Genomic DNA, 20,912 nt, shown 5'->3' on the forward strand with positions numbered 1-20,912 from the left:
ACGGGGGAAAGAAGAATGGCACCATCGCGTCCGACCGTCACCCGCCGGGCCCTGCTCGGCGCAGTCGCGCTAGCGCCGCTGACCGGCTGCGCGAGGGGCACCACGACAGCACCGCCGCACGCCTCGGCTCCACCGCCCAGCACGGCCCCGGCCAGCACGTCTCCGGCCACCGCCGCTCCGCCACGCCGGCACGACCAACTGCTCCGGTTGGAGCGCGAGTTCGACGCGCGGCTCGGGGTGTACGCCCTCGCCACCGGCACCGGCACCGTCGTCGCGCACCGGGCGGACGAGCGGTTCGCGTTCTGTTCCACGTTCAAGGGACTCGCCGCGGCGGCGGTACTGGCCCGCAACCCGCTGACCCACCTGGACACCGTCGTCCGGTACGCCAGGCGTGACCTGACGGCGAACGCGGTCATCACCAGGCGACACGTCGACCGGGGGAGGATGACGATCCGGCAACTTTGCGACGCCGCGGTCCGGTACAGCGACGGTACCGCCGGGAACCTGCTGGTGCGGGACCTCGGCGGGCCGGCCCAGTTGACGGCGTACGCGCGCAGTCTCGGCGACACGGTCACCCGGATGGACCGGATCGAACCGGCGATCACCCAGGCGACCCCGGGAGATCCGCGCGACACCACCTCCCCCCGGGCGATCGGCACCGACTACCAGAAGATCCTGCTGGGCGACGCGCTCGTACCCGAAAAGCGCGCCTTCCTCCGCGACCTGCTGGAACGCAACGCCACCAGCGTCGGCGCCCGGCGCATCCGGGCCGGTGTGCCGAAGGGTTGGACGGTGGCCGACAAGACCGGGACCGGCGGCTACGGCACGGTCAACGACATCGGCGTCGTCTGGCCACCGAACTCCCCGCCGCTGGTCATCGCGATCATGTCCAGCAGGGCCGCCCGGGACGCCGACCACGACCAGGCGATCATCGCCAGGGCCACCGAGTACGCCGTGGCGACCCTGACCCGAGGCTGAGCCGGCCGCCCGCCGGCTCGCCGGCCCGACCGGGCGGTTGCCGCGCGGTGCGACAATGCACTACTTCGACCGCGCGATCTGCTGCCCCGACCTGCCGAGGCGCACCCGGCGCGGCGAAACCGACAGCAGCGCACCGGCCGCGCCGTGCGGCGGGCCGGCGCGCCACACGGGGGGAATCTTCAGCGATGCTCGACTCCGCGACGACCCAGGTACTCGAACCTGTGCCGCCTCCACCGCCGAAGCGGCGTCGCACCCGCAGCCACTGGCTACTGATCAGCGGACTGCTGATCGTGCTCCTGGCCGGCGGTACGCTCTTCGCGATCGCGCCGCTGCGCGACCCGCTGCCCGCCGCGGCCGTCACCCGGACCCTGCCCGAGTCGACCACCATTCCCGGCAGGGCGCCGGTGGTGCCGTGGCCGAGGACCGGGCAGGCGGCGCTCTCGGTCGATCCGGTCGGCTCGCTCGGCACGTCGGGCGGCAGCGAACCGGTGCCGATCGCCAGCGTGACCAAGGTGATGACCGCGTACGTCATCCTCAGGGAGCACCCGCTCGACCGGGGCGAACACGGGCCGAAGCTGACCGTCAGCGCCGCGCAGGCCGCCGCGTACCCGGCGGAGCTGGCCCGGGGTGAATCCCTGGTGCCGGTCGTCGCGGGCGCGGTCTTCACCGAACGCCAGGCACTCCAGGCGGTGCTGCTGCCCTCGGCGAACAACATGGCCCGGATCCTCGCCGCCTGGGACGCCGGCAGCGTCCCGGCGTTCGTCGAGAAGATGAACGCCACCGCCGACGCCCTCGGGATGAAGGACACCCACTACACCGACCCGTCCGGCCTCGATCCGGGCACCGTGAGCACCGCCGTCGACCAGGTGATCCTGGCCCGCGCCGCGATGGAGCTGCCGGCGTTCGCGGAGATCGTGGCGCAGAAGAAGGCGACCCTGCCGGTCGCCGGCACGGTGCAGAACTACAACTCGCTGGTCGGCCGGGACGGCGTGGTCGGGATCAAGACCGGCTCCACCGACGAGGCGGGCGGCTGTCTCGTCTTCGCCGCCGTCGTCAAGGTCGGCGGCAAGAAGATCACCATCGTGGGCGCGGTCCTCGGGCAACCCGGCGCGAACACCCCGGTGCAGCTCGATCGGGTGTTCAAGGCGACCCGTCCGCTGGTGCGCACCGCCACGGCCGCGCTCGGGGTGCATCCGGTCGTCCGGGCCGGCGACCAGGTCGCCACCGTGCGGGGGCCGCTCGGCACCGGCACCACGATCCACGCCGGCAAAGACCTGGCCGTGGTCGGCTGGCCCGGCATGCGGGTACGCCTGGACGTCGACGTGCCGGCCGTACCGGCCCGGCTGCCGGCACAGACCGCGCACGGCCAGCTGACCGCGGTCGCCGGTGAGGGTGCTCCGGTCACCGGCGCACTGCACAGCGGGGCGCGGTTGGCGCCGCCGAGCAACTGGGAGCGGATCCGCCGGCACCGCTGACCGGCGCCGTACCGTCCCGGTCGGTCACTTGGTGCGATCCGGTCTGCGAACGTCGAAGGCCCCGGTCGGGACGCGTGTCCCGGCCGGGGCCTGCCGTGGATGGCGGATGGCGGCACTATTTCGACTGGGTGAAGCGGATGCTGTTGCCGAAGGGGTCGCGCAGGCCGCAGTCGATGCCGTACGGGCGCTCGGTCGGCTCCTCGGTGAACTCGACCCCCCGGGCCAACAGCGTCTCGTACGTCTTTCGGCAGTCGTCGGTACTGAAGATGAGCCAGCCGCCCGTGGCCCCCTTGGTGACCAGCTCGCGGACCTGCTGCGCCGTCTCCTCGCTCAACACCGGCGGGCCCGGCGTCGTCAGCAGGATCTGCCGCTCCGGCTCGCCGGGGATGTTGACGGTGAGCCAGCGCATGAATCCGAGATCGGTGTCGGTGTTGACCTCCAGGCCGAGCTTGCCGACGTAGAAGTCAAGGGCCTCGTCCTGGTCGAGGACGTAGATCTGCGAGTGCGTGATGCTGTTGAACATGTCCCTCACGCTACGGCCGGGGCCGGCCGAAAACTTATCCAAAACTGATCAGTGTGCGGGGGCGTACCGGCAGGTCAGCGCGGTCAGGAACTCGGCCGCATCCAGGCCATCGTGAAGCAGGTCGGGACGTCGACCGCCACCGTCTCCTTCCGGTACGCCCTCGGCGAGCGGCCGACGATGTCCCGGAACGTACGGCTGAAGGTGCCCAGGCTGCCGAAGCCGACATCGAAGCAGATGTCGGTCACACTGCGCTCGGTCTCCCGGAGCAGGAACATCGCCCGCTCGACCCGACGCCGCTGGAGGTAGCGGTGCGGCGTCTCGCCGAAGGTCGCCCGGAAGGTACGCGCGAAGTGCGCCTCCGAGACGTGCGCGATCCGGGCCAGCGCCGGTACGTCCAACGGCTGCGCGTACGCCCGGTCCATCGCGTCCCGTGCCCGGAGCATCCGGCGGTTGCTCTCCTCCACGGCACGGCGCACGGCTCCATCACACCACGGTGCTGCCCCGTGACGTCCGGCAGCCCGCGATCGGACCCGCCTCGTCAGCGCATCCGGCCCGGTATGTCGATACCGAGCCGCTCGGCGAGTTCGGCCGACTCCGGTACGCCCAGCTCCTGGTAGAGCCGATACGCGTCCATCAGGAGTCCCCGGGCCGCCGGATCGCCCGTCGACTCCGCCGCGGCGGCGAGGGCGACGAGGGCCCGCGCCCGCAGCACCGGCACCTGCTGGTCGGTCCAGTAGCGCAGGGATCGGCGGAGACGGCCGACAGCGTCTGCCCCAGCACGGCGTACCTCGATCTCGCCGAGACTCAACTCCGCCAGGGCGAGGCCCCAGTCGTTACCCCGGTCGCGGAAGATGACCACCGCGCTGGCCAGCGCCTCCTGGGCCTCGGCCGCGCGGCTGGCGTCGTGTGCCAGCGCCTCCCCCACGGCGCGCAGGCTCTGCGCGGTACCGATCGGATCACCGATCCGCGCGAAGAGTTCGGCGGCCTTCCTGGCCGGCTGTTCCGCCTCGCCGTCCCGGCCGGCGGCCAGCAGCGCACCGGCGAGGCCGCGCAGGCCGCACGCCTGGAGAAACCTGTCCCGGCACGACCGGGCGATCGCGATCGCATCCCGGATCACCCGTAGCGCCTCGTCCGTGTCACCGCGTTGCCGCAACACGAACCCGAGACTGGTGAGGGTCAGGGCCCTGGTCCGGCGCTCGCCGACCCGTCCCAGTGCCGCCACGGCAGCGCGCAGCTCGGTCTCGGCCTCGGCGAGCCGGCCGGTCAGGCCGAGGACGAAGCCGATGTCCCTACCCGTCATCGCGGCCCCGGCCTCGTCGCCGAGGTTCGCCGCGGCCCCCCGTGCCGCCCGCAGCGTCGACAGCGCCGCGTCGGGATCGTCGAGTTCGACCAGGCAACTGCCGAGCCCGCGGAGCACCACCGCCTCGCCGGGCCGGTCGCCGACCCTCCGGCAACAGTCCAGCGCGGCAAGCATCCCCCGACGCCAGTCGTCGTAGTAGCCACGTAGCTGGTAGAAGTCGGCGCTGCATCCGGCGAGGGCCCGGGTGACGGCGGCCAGGCCGGCCTCGGCGGAGGCGGGCACCAAGGCAGCCAGCGCTTCCCGTTCGGCCTCGAACCACTCGACGGGCCGGCCGGTGGCGACGGCGACGGCCCGCTGGTCGACGTCGACCGCCGGATGGCTCCGGTCGTCGAGGTGGAATCTCCGGCAGTCGAGTCGGTCCTGGGCGTTGCGGGCGAGAGCCAGCCAGCCCGACACGGTCCGCTCCAGCGCGCCCGCCCATTCGGCGCGGCTGATCCGGTCCTGTTGGCGCTCACGCGCGAACAGCCGGGTCAGCTCGTGGAACCGGTACCGCAGCTGACCGGCCTGGTCCGGACCGAGCGCGTCCAGCAACCGGGCGTCGAGCAACTCTTCGAGTACGGCGGCGCCGACGTCCGGGGAGGAATCGAGCAGAGTGGCGACCGGCCAGCCGGGGAACGTCGGCACGTTCAGCCCGCCGAGCAGTGCGAACGCCCGGGCGGCGGCCGGCGTCAGCCCCTGGTAGGCGAGCTGGAGACCCGGCCGTACGGCGAGGTCACCGTGCCGGAGTTCGTCGAGCCTGTGCCGCTCGTCGGCGAGCCGCTTGCCGAGCATGCCCGCCGTCCAGTGCGGGCGAGCGGCGAGCCGCGCCCCGGCGATCCGGATCGCGAGTGGCAGCCCGCCACAGGCGTCGACGATCTCGGCGGTGGCTGGTTCGTTCCGCACCCGGTCCCCGCCGGATACCCGGCAGAGCAGGTCGATCGCGGCGGCGGTGGGGAGTGGTCGCAGGTCGATCGCGGTCACGCCGGAGAGTCCGGTGAGCGAAAGACGGCTGGTCACCATGACCGCCGTGCCCTCGGGGGGCAGGAACGGCTCGACCTGACGGTGGCCGTGCGCGTCGTCGAGGAGGAGCAGGACCCGTCGCCCGGCCAGCCGCGTTCGGAACAAACCCGCTCGGGCGTCCAGCCCGGTCGGCAGTGCCGAACCGTCGGCGCCGAGCGCCCGCAGCAGAGAGGCCAACACCTCGGCAGGATCGACCGGTTGGCCCTGGGTGTCCCGCAGCGCCGCGTAGAGCTGTCCGTCCGGGAAACTACCGGCGAGCGAGTGCCCCGCGTGTACGGCCAACGCCGTCTTACCCACACCCGACGGCCCGGAGATGACGACCAGCCTCGCGGCTCCGGATGTCGGCGCGAGCACCCGGCGGAGCAGGCCGACCTCGTCCTCGCGGGCGACGAAGTCGGAGAGGTCGGCGGGTAGCTGCCGCGGTGCGGCGGTGGCGATCGGGGCAGCTATCCGCGACCGGCCGGAACTGGGCTGTCCAGGGTTGGGCTGGCCGGCGTTGAGCTGGCCGGGGTTGGGCTGGTCGGGCCTCGGCTGGCCGGTGTTGGGCTGGCCGGGTCTCGGCTGGCCGGGCCGATTGGCCCAGAAGAGCAGACGTCCGGCGAGGACGAACTCGTCTCGGGCGGTCCCGGTGAGCGCAAGTGCCGTCGCCAGCCGCTCGACCGTCCGTGGTCGCGGGCTGCGCCCCCGGCCGCGTTCCATCTCCCGGACGGAACGGGAGCTGATCCCCGACCCTTCGGCGAGCTCTTCCTGAGTCAGCCGGCGGTCGAGCCGGTGCTGCCGGAGCAGCGCAGCGAACTCCGTCTCTGGTGCCATCTGACCCCCGTCCAGTCACCAGTAGCACAACCGTACGTCCGGCAGAACGTCCGGTTCAAGATCCTGGACCGGCGGGGACCGGCCGCCTTTGATGAATGCACTGGTCAGCACTCTCACGGCCAGCCCTCCGGAGGAGGTCGATGCCGACAGGACGTCCGCGCCGGCTGCCGACCGGCCGCCGAAGACGCTGTGATCGCCTCCGCCAAGGCAGCTCACCCCCGGGCCAGTCAAGGAGCACAGATGCTAGAAACCGCATGGGCGACCCTGCGTTTCGGTACCTCCATGGTGTTCAACAGACCCTTCCACCGGCGCTCCCTCGACCGAATCATGACGGCCATGCGGGCCACGTACGAGGAACTCGGCCCGATCACGAGCACCGGCGGGGACATGCTCGGCGGACCTTCTCTCGACGAGGAGACCCGGAAGGTCGTACAGAGTCGGCGGTTCCGTGAGCAGGCGGTGCGGGCCGCCCGGGAGACCTCGTACTACGCCGAGGTGTTCCAGCGCACCGGGCTCGATCCGCGCCGCATCCAGTTCGACGACATCGCGTCGGTGCCGGTCACACCGAAGGAGGCGCTCCGGGACGACCCCGAGGCTTTCGTCCGCAGTGGAGCCCGGCCGCATCACCGCAGCACCACCACGGGTACCACCGGCTGGCCCACCACGGTGTGGTTCTCCGACGACGAGTACCACCTGATCGGCGTCCTCTCGGCCATCACCTTCCTCAACCGGGAGATCATCACTCCCGAGGACTTCGTACAGGTGTCGATCAGCACCAGGGCGCGGCTCGGCGTACACGGGGTGTCGTTCGCCGCCGGGGCGATCGGCGCGGTGATGCACGCCGCCGGGCTGGTCAGCCCCGAGCACACGCTCGCGCTGCTCTCCGAACGGCACCGGTTGCCCCGGCACAAGCCGTACGTGAGCGTGATGTCCACGTACCCGTCGTATCTCGGCCAGTTGATCGAGGCTGCCCGGGAGGGCAACTACCAGCCGAACGACTTCGGTCTGGAGCGGATCCTGATGGGCGGCGAGATCATCACCGCCGGCCTGGAACGTCGCGCCCAGGAGGTCTTCGGCCCGATCACCCTGCTGCAGAACTACGGGATGACCGAGTTGATGCCGTTCGGCGCCAATCTCTGCAACCAGGCTCACCTGCACTACGAGCCGGCGGTCGGACTCGCCGAGTTCCTCGACCTGGAGGGCACGGGCAGGCCGGTGGGGGCGGACGAACCGGGGGTGGTCGTCGCCACCCCGCTGCCGCCGTTCCGGGACACCACCGTGCTGCTGCGCTACAACACCGAGGACGTGGTCCGACCGGTAACGGGTCCGTTGACCTGCGACATGCGACGCATTCCGGCCAGTACCAATCTGCTCGGCAAGCTCAAACTGGCCGTCCGGCACGACGACGGTTGGGTGTTCGTCCGGGACGTGGTGGAGGCCCTGGACTCGGTCGACGCGGTCGTGCTGCCCGCCCGGTACGGCTTCTGGGCGGTCCCCGGCGGCGTCGCCGTCGAGGTGGTGGCCCGCGCCGACGACGCGGCCACCCGAGAGGCCATCGGCACCGCGCTGGAGGAGCGCGGGGTGCCACTGCGCGACCTCCGGGTCATCACCGACCGCGCGGACCTCCAACATCCGCGACCGCTGCGCTGTGACCTGCGGGAGGGGTCGATGGCCAAGCTCGCGGAGAAGCCGAAGGCCCCGACCCGGAAGCCGGTTGCCCAACCGGCCCTCGCGGGCGCGAACGGGAGGCCGTGATGCCTACGTCGTTCTACGTCGTCATCGGCATCGTGGCCGCCACCGCGTTCGCCGGCTGGTGGTTCTACCGACGCTTCACAGTGGACCGACCCCCGATCGGCGTGGTCACGCGCAGCGACATCGCGATCCTCCTCGCGCTCCTCGTCCTGCTGCCGTACCTCTACCTGAACCTGCCGATCGCCGTGGTGACCGTGGTGCTCGCCGTCGGCACCCTCGCCACCATGTACGTCACCCTCGAGCCGATGCTGCGGTACGGCTGGCTGGCCCTCACCGTCGGTCTGGTGCTGATCGGGGCCGACATCGCACTCGGCGTCCTCGACGGGGTCACGGCCACGTCGTTCCTGGTCGTGAACAACCTGGTCATGGTCATCGCCATCGTCGGGGCGACCAACCTGTGGGCGCAGAGCGGCGCGAAGGCCCGGGACATCGCGCTGCTGGCCGCCGCGCTGACCGGGTACGACGTCATCGCGACGTGGCAACTCTCCGTCATGACCGACGTGATGGAACGGCTCGCGACCGCACCGCTCGTACCGATCATCGGCTGGGACCTGGGCAACCTGGCGACGGGCCTGCGGATCGGGCTCGGTGACGTCCTGATCCTGACGGTCTTTCCACTCGTGATGCGCAAGGCCTACGGGCGGGCGGCTGGACTGGTCGCGCTCGTCCTCGGCCTGACAATTCCGCCGATCCTCTTCGCGCTGCTGGTCACCGGAGTGGTGACGGCGACCATCCCGGCGATGGTGGTCATCGGTCCGCTCGTCGTCGGCCAGTACTTCTGGTGGCGGCGGCGCGCGGGTGGTCGGGAGCGAACGACGGTCGAGTACCTGCGGGCCGAACCCCTCACCTCGCAGGCCGCGACATGACCGCGCCCCCGCCCATGAACGGCGACCACCAGGTCGCCATCGGACTCGGAGACTGAGGGAGGTGTAAAGATGATCAAGGTGCACCTGCAGTACTGCCGGTACGCGCTCACCGCGCTCTCGGCGGTTGGCTTCTCGCTCTGCAAGTCGACCTGAGACCGGTAATGGCCCGGACAACAGACGCCGGTTGCCCGCAGGGTGCGGGCAACCGGCGTTCGCCATGCGCGGGCTCGGCGACGGGTTCGACCGCCTTCCGTCCGGCAACGCGCCACGGGTAGCTTCGGTTCGATGATCGTGTGGCTCAACGGCACCCACGGCGCAGGCAAGACGACGACCAGTGCACTCGTGCAGCAACTGCTCCCGGACTCACGGGTGTTCGACGCCGAGAAGGTCGGCGAGACACTCATGGACATCACGCCGGGGCTGCCTGCGACGGACAACTTCCAGCACTGGCCGCCATGGCGACAACTCGTCGTCGAGACTGCCCGCCGCGTACTCGACTACACCGGCGGCACCCTGGTGATTCCCATGACTGTCCTGGTCGAGCAGTACTGGCGCGAGATCACCACAGGCCTCGCCCACCATGCCATCCCGGTGAGGCACTTCGTCCTCCACGCTGACCAGGACACCCTCCGTCGGCGGATCGCGGGGGAACACGCCATCCCCTCCCCGTTCCGCCTCAGATACCTTGAGCCGTACGCGGAGGCGGCTCGCACGTGGCTACACGACGAGGCCGAGGTCGTCGACACCGCGCACCTCACGCCCGCCCAGGCCGCCCTGCAGATCGCAGAGGCCGTGAGGAGTTGAGCCTCGGCCTACCCGCCAGACGCCCGCCGATCCGGCCGGCGACACGACGGAGGACAGGGAAGGGTACGCGGGGCGACGACATTGGACCGGGCTGGGTCCTGGTACGGCGTTTCCCCTGGTCGACGCGGTTCTGGGATGGAGCTGGTTCGGCCTGGAGTCACACCGGCTCATGGCCCGTGGATGGCCCGGCGCCTTCGTGCTCCTCGTCGGCAGGTCGCAGGTGCTCCCACTGAGGGTCGTAGCAGACAAGACCGTGCTCAGCGGCCAGTCTGGCAGCTTCGGCTGACAACTCCCTCGATCTGCCGTAGGGCATTGTCAGATAGATCATCAGCCCGGAGGCGTCGTCGAGCAGGGGACCCCACTCAGACGTCGCACCGCCAGTCAGCTCGGCCCAGCGCTCGGCCAGCACCGCAGCGTAGACCCGGATGCGCGGGGTCGGATCGAACGCCTCGTCCTCCATGAACTCCTGATAGAGCCGCTCGTACACAACGCCGCCGTCGACATCGTCAGCCGGAGGAGCGCCTTCCCACACCGCAAGGTCGTAGCTCATGCCGGCAGTGTGCCGCCCTGTGCCGACATCAAGTCGGTCGAGGGTCCACGCATTGGATGAGGGCCGTCTTTTGTCAGCGACCGCCTATCGCCGACGCGCTGAGCAAGCTCGTCGAGGACGCGCGCAAGCCCACCGACGGCACCGGCAACGGGGACCAGAACCAGGCGCCCGCCGACCCGGCCGGCGACGCGACGGAGGGCGCGGAAGGGCACGCGAAACCGGAGGGGCACCCAGGGGCACGACGCCCGGATAGAGATCGAATACGACGAAGGCCCAGCGTCAGGAGTTGTCCTCTGACCTAGGCCTTCGAGTTGGAGCGGGTGACGGGAATCGAACCCGCACTGTCAGCTTGGGAATTGCCGATGGGCGCCAGGTCGTGGGGCCGGCGGCCTGGTCACGGCGGTCCCTGGTGGCCTGGGTTGACCCCGGCTGTCCTGCCCTAATGGCACGCTAATGGCACGGGCTACCCGTCCTCGAAGGGCTCGTCGTGCCAGCGGAACCCGGCCTCGTCGTCCTCGATGCTCAGCAGGAACTCGGCCACCGGGCGGCCGTCCGGGTGGGTCATCGTGAGGGCGGCCCGGATCTCGTCGTCGATCCGGATCATGGCCTCGTCGTCGTTCGCATCGAGGGCGGCGCTCCGGGCGACGAACAGCGGGCGTAGCGGCTCGAACCCCGGCAGCGGGCGGAACCGGCCGTACGTCCAGGGAAAATCGTGACTCTGCTCGTCGATCTGGCCGACCAGCTCGCCCCGGTGGTACAGCCGCCACACCCTGCCCGCGTCCATCGCGACAGCGTAGGCGGACCCGGTGTTGGTCGGCTCCGGCGCGGCGCGGGGTGGCCTGGGAGGACCGAGGGCAAGCCGGCGAAGCCGGCGCGGCAGCCGATCGCCAGAAGCTCGACGGCGGCCAGCCACGCTGGCGATCGTCACGGCCTGGTCGTGGTCGTCATCCGGATTCGGGATGCTGCAGGCGCGGCAGCCCGTCGGCTGTCGGCGGCTTCCCGCCCCGGCGTCGCAGACGGCCGGGGCGGCTTGCCGCCGGACGGGGCCACCGCGCCCACACCGCGCGCAGCGCGGTGCCTTGATCCCACAACAGGGCTATTCGGCAGTTGCCGATCAAGCATCGGTTGACGACAGGCAGAACGCGGAGCCGTGCCTCGACCTCTCGCTTACAAGCTCTGTGCGCCTTGTGCAGTGATGTCTACCCCCGTCCGCGACGTCGGACGTTCGTCGACGCGCCGCCGTCGCCCGCTGTCATGGTCCCGGCTCGTTGCTGTCAACGCTGTCGCTGGCCCCACCGCAAAGGGTTAAGAAGGGGCTCGCGCCACCGGCGCTGCCTTGCGTCCTACCAGGACGTACGTTGAACGACCCCACACTGATGCACCTGATCATTTGGCGCATGTTCCGGATCTTGCCATACGGACGACTGACCACTTGGCAAGGCCTGTGCACTCATCGACAGACACAAACCCGGTGATCGCTGGTGTCAGATCCTTGACAATGGCCAAGCCCTGCGCAGTACAGTGGACAATGATCGACTCCACGCAGCGCGCCGGCGAGGGAGTGGTGTATGACCTACAAGAATTTGCGACCGGCCCAAGTCGTCCTCGATTCCCGGAATCCACGGCTTCCTGATGGAACCTCAAGTGACCGTGACGCGATCAACCGTCTTCTAGACGAAGGTGCGGACGCTCTAATCAATCTCGCGCGCGACATGGCCAAATCTGGACAGACCAACCCCGCAGAACTTCCCATTGCCATTAAGGATGGATCGAAGTATATCGTCCTTGAGGGAAACCGTCGCTTTGCCGCGCTTAAGCTGCTGAACGATCCAGCGCTAGCCAATAACGAGGAGCATGAAGCAGCGTTTCGACGTGCTCGCGCCCTCGGCGCGCCGCCGAAAACAGTCTTTACACTAATTTCTGACAGCCGGGAAGAGGCAGACCATTGGATTGTGCTTCGGCATACGGGCGAGAACAACGGCCGGGGCGTTAAGCGCTGGAGCACGGCTCAGGCCGCAACCCATGCGCGACGCGCAAATAAGTCGTCAATCGATAGTGGCACATTGCGGTCTATTGCCATCGCGGACGAGGTAGAAGCAGCTTACGCGGGAGATGCAGAGCTAGTTGCACTGGTTCGTCAAGTGCGTAGGGAGAAGCTGACGAATATCGGTCGACTATTCTCGTTGGACGTGCTGAATCGCCTGCACTTCTCGGTGCAGGTTGATGAGGGAAGCGCGCTCCGTGAACGAATCTTGCTAACGAGGCACACTCGCGGCGACCTGAGAGACTTATTCGTTTGGGCGTTCTCGCTAATCCTAGACAAGTCTGTTGACGTCTTCAAAAATCCGGAGAAGCGCCGCGAGCTATTGTTAACAATCCCGCACCTTCTTCCCAATGACGCGGATGCGTCCGCGACGCCATTTCGACTTGCGGAAGACTCGGTCAACACTTCTTTTTCCGCTGCCAACCGTTCGAACGAGCCTGACGACGAACGGACCGAATTCGACGGCGAGAACGATGCCGATGATGGATCCAATTCGGGCAATGGGGATTCCGGACAGGCCGGCACGACGTCGAGCGGCACGACTACGAGCGGGACAGGCGACGCATCCCGTTCGAGTTCGAAGCGACGGGAGTCGCGTCCGGAAAGATACTTGCTGCAAGGTTTAAAGCTCCCCAATCATCCGGATCGGATACAGAAACTCTTGCAGGAATGCAGGCGACTGGAGATCGAGGTATTTCCGAGCATCGCCTGCGTAATGATGCGAGTAATAGTCGAGCTGTCGGTGTCCAGCCCTTCGGCCCTCGTCCTTACGGGCAAGAGGGAGGGTGACCCCCTAAAAGACAAGATCGTTAGTATGCTAAAGTTCCTTGACCCAGATATCGAGCACAGCCGAAGGCGGGACAAGGAATTGGAGCAGGCGTATATCGAGGTAACGGGCGATTCGACTGCTTCGAACGCCCCGGCAGGACCCGGCATGCAGTACTTGAATGGCTTCGTTCATAACCCAGGAGTCAACCCGGATCCACACCTTGCGCGCCGCTTCAGCACGGCATTTCGTCCGCTCCTCATTCAGATCGACAACAAGCTGTGAAGACGGCATTCATCTCGCCTTTGAGGTATCCGGGCGGCAAGGGCAAGCTCGGCCCCTACTTTGCTCGACTGCTAGCTGATCAGACAGCTCGGATCGACACTTATGCCGAACCTTATGCTGGTGGAGCCGGCGCCGGGTTGTACCTTCTGTCGGAAGGTTACATAGATAAGCTCCTGATCAACGACCTCAACCCAGGTATTGCCGCATTTTGGCGAGCCGTGCTTTATCGGAACAAAGAGTTTGCTGAGAGAGTCCACGAGGCCGATGTAAGCATCAATGCTTGGCATCGCCATAGGCAGGTCTACCTAGACCCCGGAGAGCATGACGACTTCGAACTCGGCTACTCAACCTTCTTCCTCAATCGGTGTAACCGGTCTGGCATTTTGACTGCTCGACCTATTGGCGGTCTTGATCAGGCAGGCAAGTGGAAGATTGATGCACGGTTCAATAGGACGAACTTGTCCCAGCGGATTCGAAAGCTAGAGGCACTAAGCGACTCGATTCAAGTTACCCAAAAGCCTGCGCTTAGCTTCTTAGGCTCTCTATCCAAATCAATCAAACCCATTCTTCTGTATGTCGATCCTCCCTATCTTGTCAAAGGCGAGGAATTGTATATGAGCGCCCATTCGTGGAGCGACCATGAAGAACTTGCGGAGACGCTTGCGAAATTGCGCCATCCGTGGGTTCTGACTTACGACGTCGACGAGCGCGTCCGCAATCTATACCCGCTGAACCGCTGCATCCAATACAGCATCTCGCATACGGCGCAGACTCAGAAGGTTGGTCGCGAGTTCATGCTCTTCAGTAGAGGTCTCCGGATTGGGGACTTAGCTGTATCGTCTAATCGTCATGGCGTCTGGATCGCGTGAAGCCCAGCCATGCAAACGTCCACCGAGCCATCCCGTCTCCCATCGACCCGCCCATTGTGGGAGCGGGCTGCCACCCGGCCCGCCATGTCAAGCTGACCTTGACGGCTCGTACCGACGCCTCCGCGAACTAACGGCAGTCGCGGAGCTGCGGTATTGCGCCCCCGGCAGGCCGACGTCCGCTTCCCTACGCCGCACGGGCTCGTGGCCGTGCGCCCGGCCGGCAACCGGCCCACACTCGTCAATGCCCTGTCGTTCTGCGGTGGCCCCTTGGGCTTCCCGCTTCCGCGCCAGCCGCCGGGTGTACCCGTGACGGCCACGTACGACACGTCACGCGCCCAGGCGGCCGCGTACGGCCCGTTGTGCGCCGCCTTGAAGGCGTCTAGAAGTCTGGACGGTTGGATATGGAGAGCTATGCCCGGATCTCGTACTCCAAGGCGACACGGTCCGCAGGGAGCACCATGCTGCTGGCAACCTCGACTATTTGGGCTTGAGCGTACGTCCGGCGGATCACGGTGAGGACCGGCACGCCTATTGGTAGGCGGAGGGCCGTGACCTCGTCGATTGTGGGCACACGTGCCCGTACAACTTCTTGTACCTTCGTCACCGCGACGCCGAGTGACTGCAGCTGTGCGACATGGCCACCTGGCCATGGTTCACGGCCTGGATCGGCAACTGGTGTCCCGGCGACCATGTTGAGCAGGTAGTACGCGATGGTCAGCTGCTGTGGCACCCCGTAGGCGCTGGTCAGTAGACGGCGTTTGAGCAGCCCACTTCCAGGTTCGACCTCGAACATCTCGGCGAGTTCGGGATCCGCCGAGACTTCGTGATACTCGGCGTCGACCTGCTCATCGGAAAGTCGATCACTTTCCGGCCCGGTGCCCTCGTCTCCTGGCTGCGGGAGTCGGTTCAGGTAGCGCTCGGGGCCGAGTCGACGTATGGGCAGGTTGGGACGAGCGTAGGTCCCTCGACCGTGTTCGGTGACGACCAAGCCCTCACTGCGAAGCACGTTGATGGCTTCGCGAATGGTTCCTCGGGCGACGCGGAACTCTGCGGTAAGTGCGCTCTCGGAGGGGATGAGGGCGCCGGCTGGGATCGCACCTGCGGTGATGCGGCGTCTGAGTTCGTCTGCGATGGCACGGTACCGGGGCTGTCTGTGCGGGGCTGGCACGGGCATCACCGTACCTGTCTGCCGTGTTCTCGGCGGCCATTCATCGCCATCATGGATGTATAGACAAGCTGCCTGGTTGTAGGTACCTTTCAGGGGTGCGGTCGGGGTGGCTGGTCTGGCAAGGGGTTGGCATGCCGTCGCCCCGGCCGCACATGCAAAGTGCACTGACGCGCTGAGCAGTGGTTCGACGCGTCCCCACGCGTGTGCCTGAGCGGGCACGGCAATACCCGACGCCGCTCTCCGGGCGGTGCGCCGTGCCGTCATCGGGCCGGTGGCCGGTCCAGCCTCCGCCAGGAAGCCGGCCATCGGCTCTCTCAATCACCCTGCAAGGAGGTCGTGATGCGCCGTGTTCGCTTACCTGTCTGGCTCGCGTTCTGGCGGTCGCCTGAGCGCCACAGTCGACGGCCAAGGTCGGCGCCGTCCACACGCCGAGTCGTGGCCTACGCGACTCCTCGGCCCGCTGTGCCGTCCTGGGCTACGGCTCGAACGCGTGAGTACGTCTGTTGGCGAGAGGTGCCGTTGTTGACGCTCGGGCAGGAGTTCCGGGGACGTGGCGGGAGGTGGTCCCGGTGAGCAGGGCGCCTCGACAGCGGCCCGAGGTAGCACATCCGTCGTGGTGCGTGCCTCAGCGGTGTGAGTTCGTGGTGCCGCCGCAGACGCAGCACCCGCTTCGCCACCACAAGGGGCCGGTACGGAGCTTCGGCGACCGGCGCGGCGGTGGCAACGTCGTCGTGTACCTGTTCGCCGGGCAGGCAGGCCAGCCGATGATCGGGCTTCATGCTGTCGGCCGGTGGCGGGGATCCGGCGGGGCGGTGCTTCGGCTGGCCGAGGTATGGCGCCTCGCTCGGCACCTGGACGAGCTGCTGCACCAGGCCGGATTCACTCCCCCACGGAAAGACGACGATGGCCGGGAATGACCACAACGCCGCAGGGTTGCCGTGGACGAGGGACCTGCGGCGTGACGCCTGCCCCGTCTGGTGTCAGGGCTGCGTGGCGGCGGACACGAGGCACCGTAGCCGGATGGCGACCGTCGGCCGGGAGGGCAGCGGCTGGCTCAGCGTCCAACTCGTCGCCGATCGCGGCGCCGCGCACGCTCCGCTGTTGAAGGTCGACGTCACGCGCCACGGGTCTACCGAAACCGTGCTGCTCACGTTCGCGCAGACCGGCCGCATCCTCGCCGAGATCATCCACCTCTCGCACCCGGTCGGAGCCTGGCAGCTTCGAGAAGATCCGCTGCTTGGGGACGAGGGCGGTGACTGACCGGCGCGACAGGTCGACGGCCCGGCAGACGTATCAACGTCTAGGCGGTAGCGTAAGCGCCGTGAACTCTCGTGACTGGCGTCCGCGCTACCTTCAGCTTGCGGAGGATCTGCGCGCCCGGATCGAGAGCGGCGAGCTTCCCCGGGGTACGGCCATGCCGAGCGAGACGGAGTTGGCCGACTCGTCCGGCCTGTCCCGGACCAGCGTGCGCAACGCCATTCGGCAGCTTCGGGAATGGGGCCTGGTCCGGGCCGAGCAGGGTCGGGGCACCTACGTGCGGGCGCCTCGGCAGCGGGTCCGCCGGCGCAACACCGAGCGCTACCAGTGGGAGAAGGACCGGGTACTACTCGACGAGGCCGAACGGCGACGGACCGGCGGCACCGAGCATGACACCGGCCTGACGGTCGATGACCTAAAGTTCCACGCCGAGTACTCGCAGGTGAAGGCCGACGAGGAGATGGCGGCAGCGTTCGGGTTGCCGGTCGGTGCGCCACTGCTGCGCCGGGTCTACTGGACCAGTTCCCGACACGAAACCGCGCCGCTGTCGGCGTCGTACTCCTACCTGCCGTATGACCTGGTGAAGGGCAACAAACAACTACTGTCCGCCGACTACGAACCCTGGCCCGGCGGCACCCAACATCAGCTCTCCACCGTCGGTATCGAGCTGGACCGGATCGAGGAGGTCGTACAGGCCCGGCCTCCGCTGCCGGACGAGGCGGAACTACTCGACATCGAAGCCGGGGTTGCCGTCCTGGACGTGCGCAAGACGTCCTACGACATTCGGGATCGCGTGGTGGAGATCGCGGACATCGTTTTCCCAGGTGACCGGACGGAACTCTGCTTCACCACGAAGCTGAAGCGGTGGAACGCTTGAGTCGACTCGTCTCGGTCGTCACTCCGGTTCACTGGCCCAGCGTCGGCTACCTCGCCGACGCCTACGGGTCGTTGGCCGGGCAGAAGATGCCGGACGGGTGGGACTGGCAGTGGCTCGTCCAGGAGGACGGGCAGGACGGGCTACTGCTCGACCAGCTCCCCGATGATCCCCGAATCCTTGCCGGCAGCGGCCGGCCCGGCGGCCCAGGCGTCGCCCGGACTCTCGCCCTGGCACGGGCGGAAGGCGAGCTCGTCAAGGTCCTCGACGCCGACGACCAACTCACCCCGGACGCACTCGCCCGAGACATCGCCACGCTCACCGACAACCCACACCTCGGCTGGGTCACGTCACGCGTCCTGGACCTACACCCCGACGGGTCAACACACGGATGGGACAAGGACCCACCCGACGGACCCATCAGCCGCGGTGCTGTCCTCGCCTTCTGGAAGGCCAACGACTACCGGGCACCCGTACACCCGGCGACCCTGTGCATGCGCCGGGATCTCCTCCTGGCCCTCGGCGGCTGGATGGCCCTACCCGCCTCCGAGGACACCGGCCTGCTCATCGCGGCCAACGTCGTCAGTGACGGCTACTTCATCGCCGAACCCGGGCTGTACTACCGCAAGTGGCCCGGCCAGATGACCGGCCAAGCTGCGCACCGCGACCCGGCCGAACACACCGCACGAATGCGGATCATCGAAGCACGGGCCGAAGCCCTGCGGTCGCTCCTGTCGGCCTCGCCGTCGTCGTCCGCCTCGGGCCTGCCGACTTCCTGACGTCCCGCCTCCGCCGGGCTCGGCCTCCCTCGACGCGCCCGTAGGGACTTTTCTGTCCAAAGCAGACGACTTCCGATCGACTTGTTGACTTGTCTGCCAAGTCGCCATACCTTCGAAGCTCATACATGGCAGCCAAGTTGATTACTTGGCAGACAAGCTTCGGAGGTCTGGGCAATGGCTCTGCGTGGTGGGACCCGGTTCGCGGTCCGGTGTGAGGACGTGTTCCCGGCGGGGTGCGCGTTGGTGCCCGAGTCGCTGGGTGAGGTGGAGGACTACGACGAGAAGACCGGGCGGCGTACCCCGGCAAAGGACAAGGTGACGGGTCAGCGGGTGTGGCAGGTCCGGGTGATGGACCTTGACCCGGAGCTGGGCAAGCGGTCGCGGGAGACGACGGTCAAGATCTCGGCCGACGTTCAGCCGGTGCCGCCGACGGGCGTGCCGTTCGAAGCGGTGGAGTTCGACGGCATGACCGTCACGCCGTACGTGACGAACAACAACCGGATGGCGTACTCGCTGCGGGCGACCGGAATGCGTGCCCCGGCCGGCGTCAGCCGTGACTCGTCGTTGACGGCGGCCTGACCGCTGCTGGGTGGGCGGGGCTGTCTGGTCTTGGCGGACGGCAGCCCCGCCCCTCTTTGCCAAATCCCCCTGCTCATGGTGAGAGAGGCACTTGACGTGTCCAAGCGTAGGCGCCGTACGGCCCAGGTGCGGTCGCGGTGTGGTGTGTGTCAGTCCCGATTCGACCCGACCGACAGCGCGGACGGCCGTTGCCCGTTGTGCGCGGATCAGCTCGTCCTGCCGCTGCCGGCGGTCCGGGACGCGTCGGGCCGGTTCGTGTCGCTGCGGGGTGTCCGATGATCGGGCGGCCTCGGGGTGAGGTGGTGATGACCTCGGCCGGTGACCTGATGGTGATCCGGCCCAAGCGGCTCGAATTGCCCTTGTGGCTGGTGATTCCCGGCCTGCTGCTCCGCTGGGGCTGGCGGGCGCTGTGGTGGTGCTTACGCCACCCCGTCGCACCGCGTCGACAGCGTTCCTCCTCGCCGTCTACCTCGACCACGGCTGGCAAGGTCTCGTCAGCCTGCTGGTCCTCGTCGGCGGGGTGTCGGCGGTGTGGCGATGGCGGCACGAAGCATCGTGGTGGACCTGGTTCGCCGGTCCGCTGCTCGGCTGGTTCCGCCGGGTGACCGTCTACCGCCGAGTGTGGCGGGAGGCTATGACCCTGTGCGGGCTGGCCGAACGGTTCGACCATCAAACGGTCCTGCCCCGGCTGCTGTCGGTGCGCTCTGATCCGGCGTTGGACGTGCTAGCGGTCCGGATGGTGCGGGGTCAGACGCCGGAGGACTTCCAGCGGGTCACGTCGAACCTGGCGTACGCGTTCGGGCGCCGGCATGCCCGGGTCTACTCCGAGCACCCTGAGGACCGGCCAACCCGGTCGGGGCGGTGGGCGTGGCTGCTCCGCCTGGTCGATGCCGTTCGGTTCCGCGACCGGCCCAGCGTCGTCTACCTGGTCCTGGTCCGCACTGACGCGCTCCGCGCTGTCGTCCCGCCGTTCGACGTCCCGGCCGTGCCGGACTTCACCGCGTTGCCGCTGGCCAGGCGGGATGACCTGAGTACCTGGTGCCTGCACCTGCTGGCGACTCACGTCCTGGTCGGCGGCGCCACCCGGCGCGGCAAGGGCTCGGTGCTGTGGTCCCTCGTCCGCGCACTCGGCGGCGGGATCGCCTCCGGTCTGGTCCGGCTCTGGGTCATCGACCCGAAGGGCGGGATGGAGTTCGCCATCGGCCGGCCGATGTTCGCCCGGTTCGCCTGCAAGTCGTTCGAGGCCATGGCCGACCTCCTGGACGAGGCAGTCACCGTCATGCGGGAACGGCAGGCCCGGCTTGCCGGCGCCGTCCGGATCCACACTCCGACCGTCGCCGACCCCCTGGTCGTGGTCGTCATCGACGAAATGGCCGCGCTTACCGCCTACCTCCAAGACGTCGAGCTGCGCAAGCGGATCGCCGCGTCGCTCGGACTCCTGCTGTCCCAGGGTGCCGGGGTCGGCGTCCTGGTCGTGGCGGCGTTGCAGGACCCGCGCAAGGAAGTCCTGCCGTTCCGGGACCTGTTCCCCACCCGCATCGCGCTCGGCCTCACCGAGGCGTCGCAGGTCGACATGGTGCTCGGCGACGGTGCCCGGGACCGGGGCGCGCTGGCCGACCAGATGCCGCGCTGGGCCAAGGGCGTCGGGTACGTCATCCTCGACGGTACTCCCGAACCCGCCCGGGTCCGCTTCTCCTACATCTCCGACGACGAGATCCGGGCCATGGCCGCGCGCTTCCCGGCTCCGGTCGATGCGGCGGACATCCTGGCCCAGGTCGGCCGGGAAACCGCCCCCGAACCCACCCGGCCGTCGCTGCCCCGGCCGCGCTCCTCCGGGCCGCTGCTGCCTGACGCGCTCCTCAACCTCCTCCGGCAGGACCCGGACAAGGACGGGGGTGAGCAGGCATGACCGAGCCGACCGGGCGGCGGTTCTACCGCCTCCGCACCCCGAACGACAACGGGCAGAGCACGGCCGTATCGGTCCGCGTCGACCCGGACCGGCCGGACCCGTACCCCGTCTACCTCGCCGTAGGCGCCGGCCGTCGCCGCATGTACCTCACGCCCGATGAGGCGTGGGCGCTGTGGCGCTGCCTGTCCGAAGCCGTCGCCACCCTCGGCGAACCGCCCGACAACATCCGCACCACCATCCGACCGGCCCGGAGGTGACCAGC

The 20,912-nt window shown here is 68.3% G+C and carries 20 protein-coding genes; 14 read left to right on the forward strand and 6 right to left on the reverse strand.

Annotated elements, in window-relative coordinates; all coding sequences use genetic code 11:
- Positions 1-15: 15 nt before the first annotated feature.
- Both bla and C6361_RS16995 read left to right on the forward strand, forming a co-directional pair.
- Complete coding sequence (gene bla / locus C6361_RS16990) at positions 16-978, forward strand: class A beta-lactamase (RefSeq protein WP_107268311.1); 963 nt, start codon at positions 16-18, stop codon at positions 976-978.
- Positions 979-1,163: 185 nt separating this feature from the next.
- Positions 1,164-2,453 (forward strand): D-alanyl-D-alanine carboxypeptidase family protein, encoded by a 1,290-nt coding sequence (locus C6361_RS16995; RefSeq protein WP_107263148.1) that lies wholly within the window; start codon positions 1,164-1,166, stop codon positions 2,451-2,453.
- A 115-nt stretch (positions 2,454-2,568) separates the two neighbouring features.
- On the opposite strand, the gene C6361_RS17000 is transcribed toward C6361_RS16995, so the two are convergent.
- The 3 genes from C6361_RS17000 to C6361_RS17010 form a co-directional block, all read right to left on the reverse strand.
- The gene (locus tag C6361_RS17000) at positions 2,569-2,976 is read right to left on the reverse strand and encodes a VOC family protein (protein ID WP_107268312.1); all 408 of its coding nucleotides are present in this window, start codon (positions 2,974-2,976) and stop codon (positions 2,569-2,571) included.
- Positions 2,977-3,059: 83 nt separating this feature from the next.
- A complete protein-coding gene (locus C6361_RS17005; protein ID WP_199853375.1) occupies positions 3,060-3,452 on the reverse strand; it encodes a helix-turn-helix domain-containing protein in 393 nt (130 codons plus the stop codon).
- Positions 3,453-3,514: 62 nt separating this feature from the next.
- Positions 3,515-6,148, reverse strand: a complete 2,634-nt coding sequence (locus C6361_RS17010; protein WP_107268313.1) for a tetratricopeptide repeat protein — start codon at positions 6,146-6,148, stop codon at positions 3,515-3,517.
- A gap of 240 nt (positions 6,149-6,388) precedes the next feature.
- Here C6361_RS17010 and C6361_RS17015 point away from each other — a divergent pair, with 240 nt between their 5' ends.
- The 3 genes from C6361_RS17015 (at position 6,389) to C6361_RS17025 (ending at position 9,570) form a co-directional block, all read left to right on the forward strand.
- Positions 6,389-7,903 (forward strand): phenylacetate--CoA ligase family protein, encoded by a 1,515-nt coding sequence (locus C6361_RS17015; protein WP_159079360.1) that lies wholly within the window; start codon positions 6,389-6,391, stop codon positions 7,901-7,903.
- Entirely contained in the window at positions 7,903-8,766 is an 864-nt protein-coding gene (locus C6361_RS17020; protein WP_107268315.1) for a hypothetical protein, read from the forward strand. The genes C6361_RS17015 and C6361_RS17020 overlap by 1 nt, the downstream gene beginning before the upstream one ends.
- Before the next feature lie 285 nt (positions 8,767-9,051).
- Positions 9,052-9,570: an AAA family ATPase gene (locus tag C6361_RS17025; protein ID WP_107268316.1), complete on the forward strand. Its 519-nt coding sequence runs from the start codon at positions 9,052-9,054 to the stop codon at positions 9,568-9,570.
- Positions 9,571-9,727: 157 nt separating this feature from the next.
- Here the strand turns inward: C6361_RS17025 and C6361_RS17030 are convergent, their stop codons facing one another.
- Both C6361_RS17030 and C6361_RS17035 read right to left on the reverse strand, forming a co-directional pair.
- Positions 9,728-10,120, reverse strand: coding sequence for a hypothetical protein (locus tag C6361_RS17030; RefSeq protein WP_107268317.1), 393 nt, complete (start codon positions 10,118-10,120; stop codon positions 9,728-9,730).
- A gap of 463 nt (positions 10,121-10,583) precedes the next feature.
- Positions 10,584-10,904 carry a hypothetical protein gene (locus tag C6361_RS17035; RefSeq protein WP_107268318.1) on the reverse strand — a complete coding sequence of 107 codons (321 nt, stop codon included), beginning with the start codon at positions 10,902-10,904 and terminating at the stop codon, positions 10,584-10,586.
- Positions 10,905-11,688: 784 nt separating this feature from the next.
- On the opposite strand from C6361_RS17035, the gene C6361_RS37050 reads away from it, so the two are divergent.
- Positions 11,689-13,215, forward strand: coding sequence for a hypothetical protein (locus tag C6361_RS37050; RefSeq protein ID WP_159079361.1), 1,527 nt, complete (start codon positions 11,689-11,691; stop codon positions 13,213-13,215).
- A complete protein-coding gene (locus C6361_RS17040; protein ID WP_107268319.1) occupies positions 13,212-14,084 on the forward strand; it encodes a DNA adenine methylase in 873 nt (290 codons plus the stop codon). The genes C6361_RS37050 and C6361_RS17040 overlap by 4 nt, the downstream gene beginning before the upstream one ends.
- Before the next feature lie 409 nt (positions 14,085-14,493).
- On the opposite strand, the gene C6361_RS17045 is transcribed toward C6361_RS17040, so the two are convergent.
- Positions 14,494-15,252 (reverse strand): GntR family transcriptional regulator, encoded by a 759-nt coding sequence (locus C6361_RS17045; RefSeq protein WP_159079362.1) that lies wholly within the window; start codon positions 15,250-15,252, stop codon positions 14,494-14,496.
- A gap of 641 nt (positions 15,253-15,893) precedes the next feature.
- Here C6361_RS17045 and C6361_RS17050 point away from each other — a divergent pair.
- The 7 genes from C6361_RS17050 (at position 15,894) to C6361_RS17080 (ending at position 20,907) form a co-directional block, all read left to right on the forward strand.
- Positions 15,894-16,169 (forward strand): hypothetical protein, encoded by a 276-nt coding sequence (locus tag C6361_RS17050; protein ID WP_159079363.1) that lies wholly within the window; start codon positions 15,894-15,896, stop codon positions 16,167-16,169.
- Positions 16,170-16,272: 103 nt separating this feature from the next.
- Positions 16,273-16,512 carry a hypothetical protein gene (locus C6361_RS17055; RefSeq protein ID WP_159079364.1) on the forward strand — a complete coding sequence of 80 codons (240 nt, stop codon included), beginning with the start codon at positions 16,273-16,275 and terminating at the stop codon, positions 16,510-16,512.
- A 61-nt stretch (positions 16,513-16,573) separates the two neighbouring features.
- Positions 16,574-17,386: a GntR family transcriptional regulator gene (locus C6361_RS17060; RefSeq protein ID WP_234359534.1), complete on the forward strand. Its 813-nt coding sequence runs from the start codon at positions 16,574-16,576 to the stop codon at positions 17,384-17,386.
- Positions 17,374-18,162, forward strand: coding sequence for a glycosyltransferase (locus C6361_RS17065; RefSeq protein WP_234359535.1), 789 nt, complete (start codon positions 17,374-17,376; stop codon positions 18,160-18,162). Before C6361_RS17060 ends, C6361_RS17065 begins: the two co-directional genes overlap by 13 nt.
- Before the next feature lie 174 nt (positions 18,163-18,336).
- Positions 18,337-18,741 (forward strand): transcriptional regulator, encoded by a 405-nt coding sequence (locus C6361_RS17070; protein ID WP_107268323.1) that lies wholly within the window; start codon positions 18,337-18,339, stop codon positions 18,739-18,741.
- A 415-nt stretch (positions 18,742-19,156) separates the two neighbouring features.
- On the forward strand, positions 19,157-20,650 hold the full coding sequence (locus tag C6361_RS17075; protein ID WP_234359536.1) for an FtsK/SpoIIIE domain-containing protein: 1,494 nt from the start codon (positions 19,157-19,159) through the stop codon (positions 20,648-20,650).
- Entirely contained in the window at positions 20,647-20,907 is a 261-nt protein-coding gene (locus C6361_RS17080) for a hypothetical protein (RefSeq protein ID WP_107268324.1), read from the forward strand. The genes C6361_RS17075 and C6361_RS17080 overlap by 4 nt, the downstream gene beginning before the upstream one ends.
- Positions 20,908-20,912: the final 5 nt, after the last annotated feature.

It is taken from the genome of Plantactinospora sp. BC1, from assembly GCF_003030345.1.
In the GTDB taxonomy this organism is placed as follows: Bacteria; Actinomycetota; Actinomycetes; order Mycobacteriales; family Micromonosporaceae; genus Plantactinospora.

Bases quoted from the DNA above. Each gene is read 5' to 3' on its own strand.
- bla (WP_107268311.1), top strand. From the start codon at position 16: ATGGCACCATCGCGTCCGACCGTCACCCGCCGGGCCCTGCTCGGCGCA.
- C6361_RS16995 (WP_107263148.1), top strand. From the start codon at position 1,164: ATGCTCGACTCCGCGACGACCCAGGTACTCGAACCTGTGCCGCCTCCA.
- C6361_RS17000 (WP_107268312.1), bottom strand. From the start codon at position 2,976: ATGTTCAACAGCATCACGCACTCGCAGATCTACGTCCTCGACCAGGAC.
- C6361_RS17010 (WP_107268313.1), bottom strand. From the start codon at position 6,148: ATGGCACCAGAGACGGAGTTCGCTGCGCTGCTCCGGCAGCACCGGCTC.
- C6361_RS17015 (WP_159079360.1), top strand. From the start codon at position 6,389: ATGCTAGAAACCGCATGGGCGACCCTGCGTTTCGGTACCTCCATGGTG.
- C6361_RS17020 (WP_107268315.1), top strand. From the start codon at position 7,903: ATGCCTACGTCGTTCTACGTCGTCATCGGCATCGTGGCCGCCACCGCG.
- C6361_RS17025 (WP_107268316.1), top strand. From the start codon at position 9,052: ATGATCGTGTGGCTCAACGGCACCCACGGCGCAGGCAAGACGACGACC.
- C6361_RS17030 (WP_107268317.1), bottom strand. From the start codon at position 10,120: ATGAGCTACGACCTTGCGGTGTGGGAAGGCGCTCCTCCGGCTGACGAT.
- C6361_RS17035 (WP_107268318.1), bottom strand. From the start codon at position 10,904: ATGGACGCGGGCAGGGTGTGGCGGCTGTACCACCGGGGCGAGCTGGTC.
- C6361_RS37050 (WP_159079361.1), top strand. From the start codon at position 11,689: ATGACCTACAAGAATTTGCGACCGGCCCAAGTCGTCCTCGATTCCCGG.
- C6361_RS17055 (WP_159079364.1), top strand. From the start codon at position 16,273: ATGGCGACCGTCGGCCGGGAGGGCAGCGGCTGGCTCAGCGTCCAACTC.
- C6361_RS17070 (WP_107268323.1), top strand. From the start codon at position 18,337: ATGGCTCTGCGTGGTGGGACCCGGTTCGCGGTCCGGTGTGAGGACGTG.
- C6361_RS17080 (WP_107268324.1), top strand. From the start codon at position 20,647: ATGACCGAGCCGACCGGGCGGCGGTTCTACCGCCTCCGCACCCCGAAC.